16 protein-coding genes are annotated in these 16,637 nt (G+C 64.1%); 15 read left to right on the forward strand and 1 reads right to left on the reverse strand.

Features of this window, described 5'->3' with window-relative positions:
* Positions 1–34: 34 nt before the first annotated feature.
* The 4 genes from GGD61_RS33650 (at position 35) to GGD61_RS33665 (ending at position 6,648) form a co-directional block, all read left to right on the forward strand.
* Positions 35–1,585, forward strand: coding sequence for a wax ester/triacylglycerol synthase family O-acyltransferase (locus GGD61_RS33650; protein ID WP_092259577.1), 1,551 nt, complete (start codon positions 35–37; stop codon positions 1,583–1,585).
* A gap of 10 nt (positions 1,586–1,595) precedes the next feature.
* Positions 1,596–2,591: an alpha/beta fold hydrolase gene (locus GGD61_RS33655; protein WP_092259575.1), complete on the forward strand. Its 996-nt coding sequence runs from the start codon at positions 1,596–1,598 to the stop codon at positions 2,589–2,591.
* A 115-nt stretch (positions 2,592–2,706) separates the two neighbouring features.
* The gene (locus GGD61_RS33660) at positions 2,707–5,943 is read left to right on the forward strand and encodes a bifunctional cytochrome P450/NADPH--P450 reductase (protein ID WP_092259573.1); all 3,237 of its coding nucleotides are present in this window, start codon (positions 2,707–2,709) and stop codon (positions 5,941–5,943) included.
* 30 nt (positions 5,944–5,973) lie between these two features.
* On the forward strand, positions 5,974–6,648 hold the full coding sequence (locus GGD61_RS33665) for a spermidine synthase (protein ID WP_092259571.1): 675 nt from the start codon (positions 5,974–5,976) through the stop codon (positions 6,646–6,648).
* Here the strand turns inward: GGD61_RS33665 and GGD61_RS33670 are convergent.
* Positions 6,645–7,559, reverse strand: a complete 915-nt coding sequence (locus GGD61_RS33670) for an alpha/beta fold hydrolase (RefSeq protein WP_183231916.1) — start codon at positions 7,557–7,559, stop codon at positions 6,645–6,647. The two genes, GGD61_RS33665 and GGD61_RS33670, sit on opposite strands and share 4 nt — an antisense overlap.
* A 167-nt stretch (positions 7,560–7,726) precedes the next feature.
* On the opposite strand from GGD61_RS33670, the gene GGD61_RS33675 reads away from it, so the two are divergent.
* From GGD61_RS33675 to paaD, 11 genes are all read left to right on the forward strand, one after another.
* Complete coding sequence (locus GGD61_RS33675) at positions 7,727–8,110, forward strand: hypothetical protein (RefSeq protein WP_026201523.1); 384 nt, start codon at positions 7,727–7,729, stop codon at positions 8,108–8,110.
* Entirely contained in the window at positions 8,107–9,189 is a 1,083-nt protein-coding gene (locus tag GGD61_RS33680) for an alpha/beta hydrolase (protein WP_183231917.1), read from the forward strand. The genes GGD61_RS33675 and GGD61_RS33680 overlap by 4 nt, the downstream gene beginning before the upstream one ends.
* Complete coding sequence (locus GGD61_RS33685; RefSeq protein WP_177237249.1) at positions 9,186–9,779, forward strand: GNAT family N-acetyltransferase; 594 nt, start codon at positions 9,186–9,188, stop codon at positions 9,777–9,779. The genes GGD61_RS33680 and GGD61_RS33685 overlap by 4 nt, the downstream gene beginning before the upstream one ends.
* A gap of 218 nt (positions 9,780–9,997) precedes the next feature.
* Positions 9,998–10,453 (forward strand): phasin, encoded by a 456-nt coding sequence (locus GGD61_RS33690; protein WP_092259565.1) that lies wholly within the window; start codon positions 9,998–10,000, stop codon positions 10,451–10,453.
* Between the two features lie 220 nt (positions 10,454–10,673).
* On the forward strand, positions 10,674–11,960 hold the full coding sequence (locus tag GGD61_RS33695) for a DUF445 domain-containing protein (RefSeq protein WP_092259562.1): 1,287 nt from the start codon (positions 10,674–10,676) through the stop codon (positions 11,958–11,960).
* A gap of 188 nt (positions 11,961–12,148) precedes the next feature.
* Positions 12,149–12,919 carry a triacylglycerol lipase gene (locus tag GGD61_RS33700; protein WP_177237248.1) on the forward strand — a complete coding sequence of 257 codons (771 nt, stop codon included), beginning with the start codon at positions 12,149–12,151 and terminating at the stop codon, positions 12,917–12,919.
* Positions 12,920–13,130: 211 nt separating this feature from the next.
* A complete protein-coding gene (gene paaX / locus GGD61_RS33705) occupies positions 13,131–13,997 on the forward strand; it encodes a phenylacetic acid degradation operon negative regulatory protein PaaX (RefSeq protein ID WP_018315586.1) in 867 nt (288 codons plus the stop codon).
* A gap of 76 nt (positions 13,998–14,073) precedes the next feature.
* Entirely contained in the window at positions 14,074–15,066 is a 993-nt protein-coding gene (gene paaA / locus GGD61_RS33710; RefSeq protein WP_177237247.1) for a 1,2-phenylacetyl-CoA epoxidase subunit PaaA, read from the forward strand.
* A 10-nt stretch (positions 15,067–15,076) separates the two neighbouring features.
* Positions 15,077–15,364 (forward strand): 1,2-phenylacetyl-CoA epoxidase subunit PaaB, encoded by a 288-nt coding sequence (gene paaB / locus GGD61_RS33715; protein WP_092259557.1) that lies wholly within the window; start codon positions 15,077–15,079, stop codon positions 15,362–15,364.
* Positions 15,364–16,140, forward strand: coding sequence for a 1,2-phenylacetyl-CoA epoxidase subunit PaaC (paaC, locus tag GGD61_RS33720; RefSeq protein ID WP_177237246.1), 777 nt, complete (start codon positions 15,364–15,366; stop codon positions 16,138–16,140). Before paaB ends, paaC begins: the two co-directional genes overlap by 1 nt.
* Entirely contained in the window at positions 16,134–16,637 is a 504-nt protein-coding gene (gene paaD / locus GGD61_RS33725) for a 1,2-phenylacetyl-CoA epoxidase subunit PaaD (RefSeq protein ID WP_092259553.1), read from the forward strand. The genes paaC and paaD overlap by 7 nt, the downstream gene beginning before the upstream one ends.

The following is a 16,637-nucleotide window of genomic DNA, read 5'->3' on the forward strand; positions in this document are numbered from 1 at the left end:
CCAAGGCGCCCGTCAAATCTTGCGGGAGGGAACTATGGCTGACGGTAAGAAGCTGTCGTCGCTGGACGCGTCGTTTCTCTATCTGGAAACGCCGGAGATGCCGATGCATGTCGGGAGCATGGCGATCTTTCGCCTGCCCGACGACTACAAGGGCGACTTCTTCGAAGACTTCAAGGCGATGATCGTGTCGCGCCTGCACATCGCGCCGATCCTCAAGGCGCGGCTGGAAAAGGCGCCGCTCGACATCGATCATCCCTCCTGGGTCGAGGACGATCAGTTCGACATCGACCGCCACATCTTCCGCGCCAGCCTGCCGCAGCCGCGCGACCGCGCCACGCTGGAGCGCATCGTCGGCTGGATGCACGCCAAGCTCTTGAACCGGGCTCGCCCGCTCTGGGAGTTCTACGTGTTCGAGGGCATGAAGGACAACGAGGTCGGGCTCTATTCGAAGATGCACCATGCCGCGATCGACGGCGGTGCCGGTGCCGCCCTGACCAACATGATCTACGACATCTCGCCGATCCCGCGGAAGGTCGATCCGCCGGCCGCGGGATCCAAGCCTGGACAGGAGCCGCGTGACATCGCCGCCAACCTGCTCGATTCCTATCAGCAGCTGTTCAACCAGCCACTCGACGCGGGCAAGGCCGCCCAGAATCTGCAATTGCCGCGCACCGGCAAGAGCGACATCGGCTCGATCCTGTTCGACAATGCGATGTACCAGATCGAGAGCGCGGTGCGCTTTGCCGGCAATATCCCGACCATGGTCAAGAGCGTCTCCGAGGTGCTTGGCAAGGTCGCCGATCCGAAGTCGCGCGAGAGTCTCGCCAGCATGGTGTCGCCGCCGACCATGCTCAACAAGACCATCTCCTCGGAGCGAAGCTTCGCCGGCGTCTCGATCCCGCTGTCGCGGGCAAAGGCGCTGGCCAAGCAGGCCGGCGGCAAGCTCAACGACGTCGTGTTGGCGCTCGCCTCCGGCGTGGTCCGGCGTTACCTGAAGGAGTACAGCACGCTGCCGGCGAAATCGCTGACCGCGGCGGTGCCGATCTCGCTGCGCGAGGAGGGCAACACCGAGGCCAACAACCAGGTGTTCGGCATGATCTGCGCGATCGCGACCAACATCGACGATCCCAAGGCGCGGCTCGAAGCCATCATCGCGCAATCGAGCAAGTCCAAGGAGATGTCGCACCCCTTGCGCGCGCTGATGCCCCAGGTCTCCAACATCTCGATGCTCGGCGCGCCGATCATGGTGCAGATCCTGGCGCTGCTCTACAGCCGCTCGAACCTGTCGGACGTGCTGCCGCCGGCCGCGAACATCACGGTGTCCAACGTGCCGGGGCCGCGGCAGACGCTCTACGCTGCCGGCGCGGAGCTGTTGCACATTTTCCCGGTGTCGATCTCGACGCACGGGCAGGCGCTCAACATCACCGTGCAGAGCTATCGCGACCAGCTCGATTTCGGCTTCATCGTCGGCGCCAACATCATTCCGCATGTGCAGGTGATGTGCGACATGCTGCCGGAGGAGTTCGCCGCGCTGGAGGCGGCCTACGCGCCGCCGGCGACCGACATCAAGGGTGCCGCTGAGTAGGAATGGTTCGATGATTGAAATGCCACCGCTCAAGTTCGTGCAGACGAACGGAATCCGCATGGGCTATTACGAAGCTGGCCCGAACACCGACATGCCGCCGATGGTGCTGTGCCACGGCTGGCCCGAGCTCGCCTTCTCCTGGCGTCACCAGATCAAGGCGCTGAGCGAGGCCGGCATCCGCGTGATCGCGCCCGACCAACGCGGTTATGGCGCGACCGACCGGCCCGAGCCGGTCGAGGCTTACGACATCGAGCACCTGACCGGCGACCTCGTCGGGCTCCTCGATCATTTGAATATCGACAAGGCAATCTTCGTCGGTCACGACTGGGGTGGCTTCATTGTCTGGCAGATGCCGTTGCGCCACATTGAGCGGGTTGCGGGGGTGGTCGGCATCAACACGCCTCATACCAACCGCGCCTGGGCCGATCCGATTGAGCTCCTGCGCGCGCGCTTCGGCGACAAGATGTACATCGTGCAGTTCCAGGATCCGGCGCGTGAGCCCGACAAGATCTTTGGCAGTCGCGTCGAGCAAACCTTCGATGCTTTCATGCGCAAGCCGGTGCCGCGCCCGCCCGACGCGCCGGCAGAGGAGGTGGTTGCCGGCGTCGGCGCTTCGCCGCGGGTCAATCTGGCGTTTCCGCAAATGATTGCTGCCTATGATGCGAAGCACGATCCGCGCACGCCCATCCTGTCACCGGAAGAGAAGAAGGTGTTCGTCGACAATTTCACCCGGACCGGCTTTACCGGCGGCATCAACTGGTACCGCAACATGTCGCGCAACTGGACGCGTGCCGAAGGGCTCGATCATACGGTGCGGGTGCCGTCGCTGATGATCATGGCCGAGAACGACGCGGTGCTGCCGCCGTCCTCCGCCGATGGCATGGACAAGCTGATTTCCGATCTCGAGAAGTATCTGGTGAAGGACAGCGGCCATTGGACGCAGCAGGAGAAGCCGGAAGAGGTCAGCGCCAAGCTGATCGAATGGCGTAGAAGGCGGTTTGGGTGAGGACGCAGACGTCATCCCGGGGCGATGCATAGCATCGAACCCGGGATCTCGAGATTCCGGGTCTGGTCCTTCGGACCATCCCGGAATGACGCAAGGCAGGGGGAAACGCACGTCAATGTCATCCAACAACCGTCTGGACCCAATCCCGCATCCGCCGACCAAGCCTGTGGTCGGCAACATGCTGTCGCTGGACTCGGCCGCCCCCGTGCAGCATTTGACGCGGCTCGCCAAGGAACTCGGTCCGATCTTCTGGCTCGACATGATGGGCTCGCCGATCGTGGTCGTCTCAGGCCACGATCTCGTCGATGAACTGTCTGATGAGAAGCGTTTCGACAAGACGGTGCGCGGCGCGCTGCGGCGCGTGCGCGCGGTTGGCGGCGACGGCCTGTTCACGGCCGACACCCGCGAGCCGAACTGGAGCAAGGCGCACAACATCCTGCTCCAGCCGTTCGGCAACCGCGCCATGCAGTCCTACCACCCGAGCATGGTCGATATCGCGGAGCAGCTTGTCCAGAAGTGGGAGCGGCTGAATGCCGACGACGAGATCGACGTCGTCCACGACATGACGGCGCTGACGCTGGACACCATCGGCCTGTGCGGTTTCGAGTATCGCTTCAATTCGTTCTACCGGCGCGACTACCATCCCTTCGTCGAGTCGCTGGTGCGCTCGCTCGAAACCATCATGATGACCCGCGGCCTGCCGTTCGAGCAGCTCTGGATGCAGAAGCGGCGCAAGACGCTCGCCGAAGACGTCGCCTTCATGAACAAGATGGTCGACGAGATCATCGCCGAGCGGCGCAAGAGCGCGGAGGGGATCGACGACAAGAAGGACATGCTCGCCGCGATGATGACTGGCGTCGACCGTTCGACCGGCGAGCAGCTCGACGATGTCAACATCCGCTACCAGATCAACACGTTCCTGATCGCGGGCCATGAGACCACCAGCGGCCTGTTGTCCTACACGCTCTATGCGCTGCTCAAGCACGCGGACATCCTCAAGAAGGCCTATGACGAGGTCGATCGTGTCTTCGGCCCCGACGTCAACGCGAAGCCGACCTACCAGCAGGTGACGCAGCTCACCTACATCACGCAGATTCTGAAAGAGGCGCTGCGGCTGTGGCCGCCGGCGCCGGCCTATGGCATCTCGCCGCTGAAGGACGAGACGCTCGGCGGCGGCAAGTACAAGCTCCGGAAGGGCACCTTCACCACCATCCTGGTGACGGCGCTGCATCGCGATCCCAGCGTCTGGGGACCGAATCCGGACGCCTTCGATCCCGAGAATTTCAGCCGTGAGGCGGAGGCCAAGCGGCCGGTCAATGCCTGGAAACCGTTCGGCAACGGCCAGCGCGCCTGCATCGGCCGCGGCTTTGCCATGCACGAGGCCGCGCTCGCGCTCGGCATGATCCTGCAGCGCTTCAAGCTGATCGATCACCAGCGCTATCAGATGCATCTGAAGGAAACTCTGACGATGAAGCCGGAAGGCTTCAAGATCAAGGTGCGTCCGCGCGCCGATCGCGAGCGTGGCGCCTATGGCGGGCCCATCGCGGCTATGTCCTCGGCGCCGAAGGCGGCGCGCCAGCCGACGGCCCGGCCCGGCCATAACACGCCGATGCTGGTGCTTTACGGCTCCAATCTCGGCACCGCCGAGGAACTCGCGACGCGCATGGCTGATCTCGCCGAGATCAACGGCTTTGCCGTGCATCTCGGCCCGCTCGACGATTACGTCGGAAAGCTGCCGCAGGAGGGCGGCGTTCTGATCATCTGCGCGTCCTACAACGGCGCGCCGCCTGACAACGCGACGCAGTTCGTCAAATGGCTCGGCGGCGATCTGCCGAAAGATGCCTTCGCCGGCGTGCGCTACGCCGTGTTCGGCTGCGGCAACAGCGACTGGGCTGCGACCTATCAATCGGTGCCGCGCCTGATTGACGAGCAATTGTCGTCGCATGGTGCGCGCGCGGTTTATCCGCGCGGCGAGGGCGATGCGCGCAGCGATCTCGACGGCCAGTTCCAGAAATGGTTCCCGGCGGCGGCCCAGGTCGCGACGAAGGAGTTCGGCATCGACTGGAATTTCACCCGCACTGCCGAAGATGATCCGCTCTATGCGATCGAGCCGGTAGCGGTCACAGCCGTCAACACCATCGTCGCCCAGGGCGGTGCTGTCGCAATGAAGGTGCTCGCCAACGACGAGCTTCAGAACAAGGGCGGATCCAATCCATCCGAGCGTTCGACGCGCCACATCGAGGTGCAGCTGCCGTCCAACGTCGCCTACCGCGTCGGCGATCATTTGAGTGTCGTGCCACGCAACGATCCGACCCTGGTGGATTCGGTCGCCCGCCGCTTCGGCTTTCTGCCCGCCGACCAGATCAGGCTTCAGGTCGCCGAGGGCCGCCGTGCGCAATTGCCGGTAGGGGATGCCGTGTCGGTCGGCCGCCTGCTCAGCGAGTTCGTCGAGCTGCAGCAGGTCGCGACGCGCAAGCAGATCCAGATCATGGCCGAGCACACCCGGTGCCCGGTCACCAAGCCGAAGCTGCTCGCCTTCGTCGGCGAGGAGCCTGAGCCGCTCGAGCGTTACCGCAGCGAGATTCTAACCAGTCGCAAATCGGTGTTCGATCTGCTGCTCGAATATCCCGCCTGCGAATTGCCGTTCCATGTCTATCTGGAAATGCTTTCGCTGCTGGCGCCGCGTTATTACTCGATCTCGTCCTCGCCGTCGGTCGACCCGGCGCGCTGCAGCGTCACGGTCGGCGTCGTCGAAGGGCCGGCCGCCTCCGGCCGCGGCACCTACAAGGGCATCTGCTCGAACTACCTCGCCAACCGTCGCGCGGGCGATGCGATCTACGCCACCGTACGCGAGACCAAGGCCGGCTTCCGGCTTCCCGACGATCCCTCGGTGCCCATCATCATGATCGGCCCCGGCACGGGCCTCGCGCCGTTCCGCGGCTTCCTTCAGGAGCGGGCGGCGCGCAAGGCGAAAGGCGCCACCCTCGGACCCGCGATGCTGTTTTTCGGCTGCCGCCATCCCGATCAGGATTTTCTCTACGCGGACGAGCTGAAGGCGCTGGCGGCGAGCGGCATCACGGAACTCTTCACGGCGTTCTCGCGCGCGGACGGACCGAAGACCTATGTGCAGCACCTGCTCGCCGCGCAGAAGGACAAGGTCTGGCCGCTGATCGGGCAGGGCGCGATCATCTATGTCTGCGGCGACGGCGGCAAGATGGAGCCGGACGTGAAGGCGGCACTGGTCGCGATCCATCGCGAGAACAGCGGCAGCGACGCGGCCGCAGCTGCGCGCTGGATCGAGGAGATGGGGACGAAGAACCGGTATGTGCTGGACGTCTGGGCGGGTGGGTGATTGTTCGCCCGATCATGCTAAACGTCCCTCATGATTCCTTGGGAAAAAATCGATACCGCCAAGATCCCCGGCTCCGACGAGGAGCTCCGCTTGATGCGGCGGGGCAAGGAGTTTTCCATCAAGCTCGGCACCAACGAGCTGATGAACAACCGCCTGTCGGGCTCGGAGGCCGCGCTCGCAACGCTCGCGGCGAAGCAGATCGAGACGGTCGCAAAACCCGTCGTCCTGATCGGCGGCCTCGGCATGGGCTTTACGCTGCGTGCAGCGCTGGCGGTGCTTGGCGCCAAGGCGAAAATCGTGGTCTCCGAGCTCGTGCCTGCGGTGGTCACCTGGGCACGTGGACCGATGGCGGAGGTCTTCGGCGATAGCCTCGATGATGCCAGGGTCAGCATCCGGGAAACCGATGTCGGCGAAGTCATCCGTGCCAAGAGCGCGGCCTTCGACGCTATCCTGCTTGACGTCGACAACGGCCCCGAGGGGCTGACCCGCAAAGGCAATGATGCGCTCTACAGCGCAAGCGGGCTGGCGGCGGCGAAGACAGCACTGCGGCCGGGCGGCGTGCTCGCCGTCTGGTCGTCGGGACCCAATCCCGCCTTCACCAAGCGCCTTAAGCGCGCGGGCTTCGACGTCAATGAAGTCGCCGTCCGCGCCACCGGCAGAGGCGGCGGCGCGCGCCACGTAATCTGGATGGCGAGGAAGAGTTAAGCCGCCTGCGCGGCCGCGCCATGCGCGTGCTTGTCGATGGCGCCAATGATCTCGGGCCAGAACCGCATCGGCAGCGCGTGGCCCATGCCCTCGATCATCAACAGTTTTGCGTTCGGGATTGACGCCGCCGTGTCCTTGCCGCCCTCGGGCCGCACCAGCGGGTCGACGGTGCCGTGAATGACCAGCGTCGGCGCCTGCACGGCGTGCAGCCTTTCCTTGCGACTGCCGGACGCCAGCACGGCGCGGAGCTGGCGGCCGACGCCGGCTGGATTGAGCCCGCGCGCGAACACGCGCTCGGCGCGTTCAGGATCGAGCGCTTCCTCCTCCGGAAAATGTCCGGCGCGCAGCACCTTCCAGGTTTGGCCGTAGCGGACGATGAACTCTTCCTTGCTGCGCGGCGGCGGAGCCATCAGCATTGCGGCGGCCTCGCGCGTCGGCGGCGGCACGCGCGGATTGCCTGTCGTCGACATGATCGAGGTCAGCGAGCGCACGCGCTGCGGGAACGACAGCGTCACCTCCTGCGCGATCATTCCGCCCATGGACGCACCGACAAGATGCGCCGACTTGATGCCGAGCGCGTCCATCAGCCCGACCGTGTCTTTCGCCATGTCGATCAGCTTGTAAGTCGCGGCGACGGGAATCCTGAAGAAGCGTAGCTTGAGCAGCTCGAGTGGCGTCAACCGCTTGCCGCCCGTCAGATGGCTCGACTTGCCGATGTCGCGATTGTCGAAGCGGATCACGCGGAAGCCGCGTGCGGCAAGCTGCTCGCAGAACGCATCGTCCCAATGGATCATCTGGGCGCCTAATCCCATGATCAGCAGCAGCGGCTCGGCATTGTCGTTGCCAAAAATCTCGTAGCAGATGTCGATGCTGTTGGCGCGGACGGTCTGGGGCGGCTGATGGGTCGTCACAGGCGTTCCCTCAAGCGTTTGACTGATGCTGTATCGCACGGTTTCCCGTTGCAATGAAAGCCGCACGCGGCACCGAGCCGCTGCTTGCCGGTTGACCGGCACGGCGCAACGGTGTGGTATGGCGGAAAAAGAAGGGCATCGAAGCTCTCGACATCTGGAGGACGCCGATGACCGACAAGACCAATGACCCGGTCGCCATGTGGCAAAAGATGGTCGGTGAGATGGAGAAGGGGTTCAACTCCTTCGCCAACCAGGCCATGTCGTCACCCGAGTTTTCGCAGGCGATGAACCGTGCGGGGGGAGTTGCTGCAGGTGCTCAGAAGCAACTCGGCGAACTCATGGAGAAGTATCTGGTCTCCATGAACCTGCCGAGCCGGGAGCAGGTCACAGGCCTTGCCGAAAGGCTGCAAGCTATCGAAGGCCAGATCGGTGAGATCAAGTCGCTGCTGAGTCAGATGGCTGCAAGTGCCGGCGTGTCTCAGGGGGCCGATTCCGCATTGCGGCCGCCACGCACCAAGCGTCCGCCGTCTGAGGGCGGAGAGCAGGCATGAATGCAGCTCCCGGACTTGATTTCGCATCTATCCCGGAACGCATCCAATCCGAGGTGCAGCGCGCCATCCAGCGCAGCATCAAGGGCGTCGAATATTTCTCGACCTCGGGGCCGTCACTTGGATCGACGCCTAAGGATGTGCTGCATTCGCGCGGCACGATGAGCCTCTATCACTATCGGCCGATGTCGGACGAGATCTACCGTGTGCCGGTGCTGATCGTGATGGCGACCACCAACCGCGGCTACATCCTCGACCTCGTGCCCGGCCAGAGCTTTATCGAATTCCTGCTCAAGCGCGGTTACGACGTCTATATGCTCGACTGGAGCGCGCCACGGCCGGAGGAGAAGAGCCTGCGGATGGAGGACTATGTCCTCGACTTCATCCCGGATTGCGTCCGCCGGGTGCAAGCCGATTCCGGCGAGCAGGACGTCTCGGTCATCGGCTATTGCTTCGGCGGCGTGCTGTCGCTGCTCTACGGCGCGATCCACAAGGACGGGCCGATGAAGAATTTGATCTGCTTCACCACGCCGATCGACTTCCGAGAGATGAAGCTGTTCTCGAACTTCTCCGACCGTCGCTATTTCGACGTCGACCATCTCGTCGACAGTGTCGGCAACGTGCCGCCGGAGATGATCCTGTCCTCGTTCGAGATGTTGCGTCCGGCCTCGCGCACGGTCAGCCAGATCCAGCTCTGGGAAAACATCTGGAACGACGAATTCGTCAAGTCGTACCGCATGTTCGACCGCTGGGCGACCGACACACTGCCGCTGGCTGGCGAGTATTTCCGCGCCATCACCAAGGACCTGATGTGGGACAACAAGCTGTTCAACGACACCATGTCGGTCGGCGGCCGGCCTGCGAAGCTCGACAATATCAAGGTGCCGATCCTGCATGCGGTGGCCGAGCACGATCACATCATGCCGTATGAGGCCGCCAAGCACCTGATCGCGAAGATTGGTTCTGCGGACAAGGAAGAGGTGATGCTGAAGGGCGGTCACGTCTCGCTCGTCGCAGGAGCCAACGCCGTCAAGCGGCTATGGCCGAAACTGGATTCCTGGCTAGGGAAGAGATCGACATGAGCGAGCAGCGTTCGTATCCGCGCCACGTCAAGACCGACGCCGGCGATATCGAGATTCGCCTGATGTCGCCCGCGGATGAAGCCGCGGTGCTCGCCTTCGGCAAAGGCCTGCCGACCCACGATTTGCTGTTTTTGCCGCGCAATATCAGCGAACCGAAGGTGCTGTCGGCCTGGGTCAAGGAGATCGAGCGTGGCGCGATTACGAGCCTGCTTGCGGTTAGGGACGGTAAGGTCGTCGGCTGCGGCACGCTGGTGCGCGATCCGCACTCCTGGTCACCCCATGTCGGCGAGATCCGCATGGTCGTCTCGCTCGACGTTCGCGGGAAGGGGGTAGGGCGGGCGCTGTCGCAGGAGACCTTCGCGCTCGCGCTCGGCGCGGGCCTGGAGAAACTTTCGGTTCAGATGACGGTCGACCAGCAGGCTGCGATCGCCGTGTTCGAGAGCCTCGGTTTCAAGGCCGAAGCGCTGCTGCGCGACCATGTCCGGGACGTCAACGGCAAGACCCACGACATCGTCGTGCTCGGCCACAACATCGCGCAGGTCCAGGCCCAGATGGAGGCCTACGGGCTGCCAGGCGCCGTCCAGCACTAGGACCGCCGTCCAGCCACCGCGGTCCGACCACTCTAGGGAACCCGCTTGGCCAGGGAGGCATCAGATTGCCGCCCGTTAAGGCTGTTCACAGTTTCGTGATATCGCAGTGCAATATGAATATTGCATCGCACAATTAACTATGCCATATAAGCCGTGCCCCGGGCCAATGCGGACGGGGTGAGCCCATAGCTCAAACCAATGAGGATGGAGAGAACCCCATGACCACTGAAACCAACACCGCTTTCGAGGGCTTCAAGGACGCTTTCAAGAACATCCAGAATCTGGAAGTTCCCGAGGCCGCCCGCGAGTTCGTCAAGAAGACCGCCAACACCGCCAAGGATCGTGCTGCCGAGGCCTTCGCAGGCTCCGAGCGCGTGACCGCCGCCGTCGAGAACGCGGTGACCGAATCCGTCGCTGAGGCCGGCAAGATCAGCCGCAACATCCAGCAGGCGATCTATGACGACGCCCAGGCGTTCTTCGCCGGCATCGACAAGCTTGCTTCCGCCAAGTCGGTCAGCGAAGCCGTCGAGATCCAGTCGAGCCTGCTCCGCGCCCGCGGCGAAGTGTTCGTCTCGCGTGCCAAGGCGACCGCCGACTATTTCGGCCAGCTCGCCGCCAACGGTGCGAAGTCCGCTCAGGACAATTTTGCCAAGGTCTACAACAAGACCGCCTGATCCGGCGCCCTGAGTGAAAACTGAAATTTGAGGCCCGCTTCGGCGGGCCTTTTGTTTCTGCGCTGTCGTCATTGTGACTGACCGTCATTCCGGGGCGCCCGAAGGGCGAACTCTGGTGCGCAATTGCGCACCAGAGAATCTCGAGCTTCTCAGGTGCGCAAGAGCGCACCATAGTTCGATGCTTCGCATCGCCCCGGAATGACGTAATCTCCCATCCGTCATGAATGCACCCGCCACCTTCTCCTTCGACACTCCCGGCGATGCCGAACGCGCGGCCGAGCTGCGCCGCGTGAAGGCGCTGGCGACGCTGGTCTTGGCCGCGACGCTTCTGCTCTTCATCGTCGCGAAATGGCTGCTGCCGGTGCATCCCGTGTTCGGCTTCATCGCCGCCTTCGCGGAAGCCGCGACCATCGGCGGGCTTGCCGACTGGTATGCCGTGGTCGCGCTGTTCAAGCGGCCGCTCGGCCTGCCGATCCCGCATACCGCGATCATCCAGAGCAACCAGGCCCGGATCGCCGACAAGCTCGGCGAATTCATCCAGGTGCATTTCCTCGAGGCCGGTCCGGTCGAGGCCAAGCTGAAGGAGATCGATTTCGGCTCCTTCGTCGCCGACTGGCTGCGCGACCGCAAGCGCAGCGACGATCTCGCGCGCTTCGCGCTCCGCCTGTTGCCGGAAGCCGTCTCGGCGACGGAGAGCTCGGGCCTGATGACCTTCATCATCCGCCGCATGTCTTCGCAGCTCCAGGCCATCGACCTCGCCCCGCTCGCGGCCGGCACGTTGCGCGGCTTCGTGGCGGAGGGACGCCATCAGATCCTGTTCGACGATCTCCTGCGCGTGATGCACGAGACGCTGAACCAGAAAGAGACGATGGGGATGATCCGGGAGAAAGTGCGCGCGGAATTGCCAACCCTGCTGCGGCTCTATCGCGCGGACAAGTTTCTGGTGAACAAGATCGTGGCGTCCGCCACCGCCTTCTTCAATGAAGTGCGCAGCGATCCCAAACATCCGTTCCGCGGCGAGTTCGATCGCATGGTGCTGAGCTTCGTCGACCGGCTCGGCACCGATCAGGCCTATATCGACCGGATCGACGGGCTGAAGCGCGATCTGCTTGCGCGGCCCGAGCTTGCCGATCTCGCCCGCACCGTCTGGGCCAACACGCGCTCTTTCATCGAGCGCAGCGCGAGCGGCGAGACGCAGGTGCTGCAGCATCATCTCGCCGGCATGTTCGTCGCCGCAGGAGAAGCGCTCGCGGGCGATGCCGAGCTGCGCGGCGAGATCAACAAGGGGCTGGTAACGGTGCTGCGCAGCTTCGTCGCCGACCAGAAAAGCGGCGTCTCCATCTTCATCTCCGACCAGGTCAAGGCGTGGGACATGGCGCAGTTGATTTCGCTGATCGAAATCAACATCGGGCGCGACCTGCAATACATCCGCTTCAACGGTTCGCTGATCGGTGGGCTCGCCGGGCTGGTGCTCTACTCCGTAGAATACCTGCTCCGATTGCTGTGACTTTTGCGTCACGGACGTTAGCATTAACGCGCGGGCCTATTGTCGCCCCGCGACTCTCCCGCTTGAATGTCGGGAACCGGCCGCCTAGCTGATTCATGCTGCACTGCGGAACGATCAAGAAGCCGGCGTATTGGAATTCATGCCCATTTGCCGGCATCGCGCCCGGCGTCTTCTCAGGGGAAACATTGATGACCGCTACTGCCCAGACGCTGCGTCCGCCGTCGAGAACACTGATGTTTCTGGAAGGGCGCGCGATCCACGAGTTCGGCGCGTTCCTCGGCGCGCTGCCGCTGCTGAGCCTTGCGCCGCGCGGCGATGGGCATCCGGTGCTGGTGCTGCCGGGCCTCGTGGCCTCGGATGCATCCACGCGTGCGTTGCGGACGTTTCTGACCAGCAAGGGTTATGCGGTGAGCGGTTGGCGCCAGGGCCGCAACTATGGTCTGCGCGAGGGCGTGCAGCATGCCATGGTAGATCTGGTCGAGGAGCTCAGCGACACCCATGGCCGCAAGATCAGCCTGGTCGGCTGGAGCCTCGGCGGCCTCTATGCCCGCCAGCTCGCCAAGATGATGCCCGACCGCGTGCGCCAGGTGATCACGCTCGGCAGTCCCTTCGCCGGCAATCCCCGTTCGACCAATGCCTGGCGCGTCTATGAATGGGCGAGCGGTCGGAAGTCCGACGAGGTCGATCCGCGGTTCGGCGGCGAGCTTGCCGCTCCGCCGCCGGTGCCGACCACCGCCATCTTCAGCCGCACCGACGGCGTCTGCGCCTGGCAGGGCTGCATGGAAAAGACGGGCACCCAGACCGAGAGCATCGAGGTCGAGAGCAGCCATTGCGGCATGGGCCATCATCCCGCCGTGGTCTATGCGGTGGCCGACCGGCTCGCGCAGAAGGAAGGCCAGTGGCGGCCGTTCGATCGTAGCGGCTGGCGTAGCCTGGCCTATCCCGATCCGCATCGGTAGTGCGCTTCTTCACCTCGCCCCGCTTGCGGGGAGAGGTCGGATCGCATCGGAGATGCGATCCGGGTGAGGGGGAGTCTCCGCGACTCCCACTCTCACCGAATGGGCGGAGGCTCCCCCTCATCCCGACCTTCTCCCCGCAAGCGGGGAGAAGGAGAAGTGGCGTCGCTCCCCTCCATTGTCGCGCCCGCATCAAACGCGCTATGCCTCGGGCATGGCGCATCCGTTGTCCCGCATCATCGACCAGCTCAAGCGTGAACCGTCGCGCACCGGCTCCATCGTCATCACCGTGTTCGGCGATGCCATCGTGCCGCGCGGCAGCTCAGTGTGGCTCGGCACGCTGCTGGAATTCTTTCAAGGGCTCGACATCGACAGCGGCGTGGTGCGCACCGCGATGTCGCGGCTCGCCGCTGACGGCTGGCTGACGCGCGAGAAGGTTGGCCGCAACAGCTTCTATCGGCTGGCCGACAAGGGGCGCCAGACGTTCGAGGCCGCGACGCGCCACATCTACGATCCGCCGCCATCCGACTGGACCGGACGCTTCGAGCTGCTGCTGATCGGCAATGGTGAGGACCGCGACGCCTCGCGCGACGCGCTGCGCAATGCCGGCTTCGGCAGTCCGCTGCCGGGCGTCTGGGTCGCGCCGTCGGGGGTGCCAGTCCCGGATGAAGCTTCGGGCGCGATCCGTCTCGAGGTCTCGGCGGAGGACGACAGCGGGCGTCGACTGCTCAGCGCAAGTTGGCCGCTGGATCGCACCGCGGATGCCTATCTGAAATTCATGAAGACGTTCGAGCCGCTGCGCGCCGCGATCGGCCGCGGCACGGATCTGTCCGAGGCCGACGCCTTCACCGCGCGCATCCTCTTGATCCACCACTACCGCCGCGTCGTGCTGCGCGATCCGCTGTTGCCCGAAAGCCTGCTGCCGACGAACTGGCCGGGCAGGGCCGCACGGGACCTGTGCGGCGAAATCTATCGTGCGCTGCTTGCCCCCTCCGAACAATGGCTTGATGGACATGGAACCAACGAAAAGGGACCATTGCCGCCAGCGCGGAAGCTGCTGGAAAGGAGGTTCGAGGCCTGAGTTTTATGTTACAGAAATATCTTGCATGACGTAATTATTGTTATATATTCCCTCCCAATAAATCGGGAGGATGCGCATGTATACCCAGGCGCTGAATACGGCCGAGACCAACGACCGCAGTCTTGAGGACGCAGGCCAAGCTGCGCAGTTCCAGGCCCGCATCGATGCCGAGGAGCGCATCGAGCCGAACGACTGGATGCCAGCGGCCTATCGCAAGACGCTCACACGCCAGATTTCCCAGCACGCCCATTCCGAAATCGTCGGCATGCTGCCCGAAGGCAACTGGATCACCCGCGCGCCGACCCTGCGCCGCAAGGCCGCGCTCCTCGCCAAGGTGCAGGACGAGTGCGGCCACGGCCTCTATCTCTACGCCGCGGCCGAGACGCTCGGCACCTCGCGCGAAGAGCTGGTCGACGCCATGCTCGCGGGCAAAGCCAAGTATTCCTCGATCTTCAACTATCCGACGCTGACCTGGGCCGACATCGGCACCATTGGTTGGCTGGTCGACGGCGCCGCGATCATGAACCAGATCCCTCTGTGCCGCTGCTCCTATGGACCCTATGCGCGCGCGATGATCCGCGTCTGCAAGGAAGAATCCTTCCATCAGCGCCAGGGCTACGAGATCATGCTGACGCTGTGCCGCGGCTCGGACGAGCAGAAAGCGATGGCGCAGGATGCGCTGAACCGCTGGTGGTGGCCGGTGCTGATGATGTTCGGCCCGCCAGATAGCACGAGCCAGCACAGCGACACTTCGACGAAGTGGAAGATCAAGCGTTTCTCCAACGACGAGCTGCGCCAGAAGTTCGTCGATGCCACCGTGCCGCAGGCGCAATATCTCGGCCTCACCATTCCCGATCCCGGCATGATTCAGGATGCCGACGGGCACTGGCGTTACAGCGAGATCGACTGGACCGAGTTCAAGCAGGTCCTTGCCGGCAACGGCCCGTGCAATCGCGATCGCATGGCTGCGCGCCGCAAGGCGCACGAAGACGGCGCCTGGGTGCGCGAAGCCGCCGCCGCCTATGCGGCCAAACGTGCGCATCGCCAGACCGCGCAAGCCGCGGAATAGGGAGACCAATATGGCCACGCCGAACACACCGCTGTGGGAAGTCTTCATTCGCAGCCGCAACGGGCTCGCGCACAAGCATGTGGGATCGCTGCATGCGAGCGACGCGACGATGGCTCTGCAGGCCGCCCGCGACATCTACACCCGCCGCGGTGAAGGCCTGTCGATCTGGGTCGTGCCGTCGACCGCGATCACCGCGAGCGATCCCGCCAAAAAAGGCATGATGTTCGAGCCGGCGGAATCGAAGATCTACCGGCATCCGACGTTCTACGAGGTTCCGGAAGAAGTAGGGCATATGTGATGTCCGTCGCCAACATCGAGGTCTCCGAAACGCCGCTGGTGCTCTACGCGCTGCGCCGCGCCGACGATGCGCTGATCCTCGGCCATCGGCTGTCGGAATGGTGCGGGCACGCACCGATGCTGGAAGAGGACATGGCGCTCTCCAACATCGCGCTCGATCTCATCGGTCAGGCGCGCGAGCTCTACAGCTACGCAGCCAAGGCCGAAGGCAAGGACAACGACGAGGACAAGCTCGCTTATCTGCGCGACGTCAGGCAGTATCGCAACCTGCTGCTGGTCGAGCAGCCGAACGGCGATTTTGCCCAGACGCTGGTGCGACAGTTCTTCTATTCCGCGTTCGCCGACCTCTACTGGCGCGCGATGATGAATTCGCGCGACACGACGCTGGCCGCGATTGCCGCCAAATCTGAGAAGGAGAGCGCCTATCATTTGCGCCACGCCTCGGAGTGGCTCATCCGGCTCGGCGACGGCACCGATGAGAGCCACGCCCGCGCGCAGGCCGCGATCGACCAGCTCTGGGCCTTCACCGGCGAGATGTTTGCCGTCGATGATGGCGAGCGCGCGCTGATCCACGCCGGTATCGCGATTGATCCCGGCACGTTGCGTGGTCGCTGGTTGCAAACGCTTTCCGATGTCGCCAGTGAAGCCACGCTGGTCTTGCCGCAGAACGACTGGATGCAGCAGGGCGGCCGCGTGGGCCGGCACAGCGAACATCTCGGCCATCTCCTGTCCGAGCTGCAATCGATGCAGCGCACCTTTCCGGGGCTGACATGGTGAGCGTGCTCGACCGTGACAGCGAACTGCGCCGGCGCGCCTGGGACGCTGCGGCGAGCGTGGTCGATCCCGAAATTCCAGTGCTGACCATCGCCGACCTCGGCGTGCTGCGCGAGGTTGCGCTCGACGGCGATCACGTCGAGGTGGCGATCACCCCGACCTATTCCGGCTGTCCGGCGATGAACATGATCGCGCTGGAAATCGAGGTCGCGCTGGAGCGCGCCGGTTTTCGCCGGTCGAAAGTCCGCACCGTGCTGTCGCCGGCCTGGACCACCGACTGGATGAGCGAGGAGGGTCGCCACAAGCTGCGCGCCTACGGCATCGCGCCGCCGCAGGCTTCAAGCTCGCGCCGGGCACTGTTCGGTGAACAGGCGGTGGCCTGCCCGCAATGTGGCTCGGAAAACACCGAGGTGCTGTCTGAATTCGGCTCGACCTCCTGCAAAGCGCTGTGGCGCTGCAAGTCCTGCCGCGAACCGTTCGATTACTTCAAGTGTCATTGA

This window comes from Bradyrhizobium sp. SBR1B (genome assembly GCF_014198205.1).
Classification (GTDB): domain Bacteria; phylum Pseudomonadota; class Alphaproteobacteria; order Rhizobiales; family Xanthobacteraceae; genus Bradyrhizobium.

Bases quoted from the DNA above. Each gene is read 5' to 3' on its own strand.
- paaX (WP_018315586.1), top strand. From the start codon at position 13,131: ATGGCGCATCCGTTGTCCCGCATCATCGACCAGCTCAAGCGTGAACCG.
- GGD61_RS33660 (WP_092259573.1), top strand. From the start codon at position 2,707: ATGTCATCCAACAACCGTCTGGACCCAATCCCGCATCCGCCGACCAAG.
- paaD (WP_092259553.1), top strand. From the start codon at position 16,134: ATGGTGAGCGTGCTCGACCGTGACAGCGAACTGCGCCGGCGCGCCTGG.
- GGD61_RS33685 (WP_177237249.1), top strand. From the start codon at position 9,186: ATGAGCGAGCAGCGTTCGTATCCGCGCCACGTCAAGACCGACGCCGGC.
- GGD61_RS33695 (WP_092259562.1), top strand. From the start codon at position 10,674: ATGAATGCACCCGCCACCTTCTCCTTCGACACTCCCGGCGATGCCGAA.
- GGD61_RS33655 (WP_092259575.1), top strand. From the start codon at position 1,596: ATGATTGAAATGCCACCGCTCAAGTTCGTGCAGACGAACGGAATCCGC.
- paaC (WP_177237246.1), top strand. From the start codon at position 15,364: ATGTCCGTCGCCAACATCGAGGTCTCCGAAACGCCGCTGGTGCTCTAC.
- paaA (WP_177237247.1), top strand. From the start codon at position 14,074: ATGTATACCCAGGCGCTGAATACGGCCGAGACCAACGACCGCAGTCTT.
- GGD61_RS33680 (WP_183231917.1), top strand. From the start codon at position 8,107: ATGAATGCAGCTCCCGGACTTGATTTCGCATCTATCCCGGAACGCATC.
- GGD61_RS33690 (WP_092259565.1), top strand. From the start codon at position 9,998: ATGACCACTGAAACCAACACCGCTTTCGAGGGCTTCAAGGACGCTTTC.
- GGD61_RS33650 (WP_092259577.1), top strand. From the start codon at position 35: ATGGCTGACGGTAAGAAGCTGTCGTCGCTGGACGCGTCGTTTCTCTAT.
- GGD61_RS33700 (WP_177237248.1), top strand. From the start codon at position 12,149: ATGACCGCTACTGCCCAGACGCTGCGTCCGCCGTCGAGAACACTGATG.
- GGD61_RS33665 (WP_092259571.1), top strand. From the start codon at position 5,974: ATGATTCCTTGGGAAAAAATCGATACCGCCAAGATCCCCGGCTCCGAC.
- paaB (WP_092259557.1), top strand. From the start codon at position 15,077: ATGGCCACGCCGAACACACCGCTGTGGGAAGTCTTCATTCGCAGCCGC.
- GGD61_RS33675 (WP_026201523.1), top strand. From the start codon at position 7,727: ATGACCGACAAGACCAATGACCCGGTCGCCATGTGGCAAAAGATGGTC.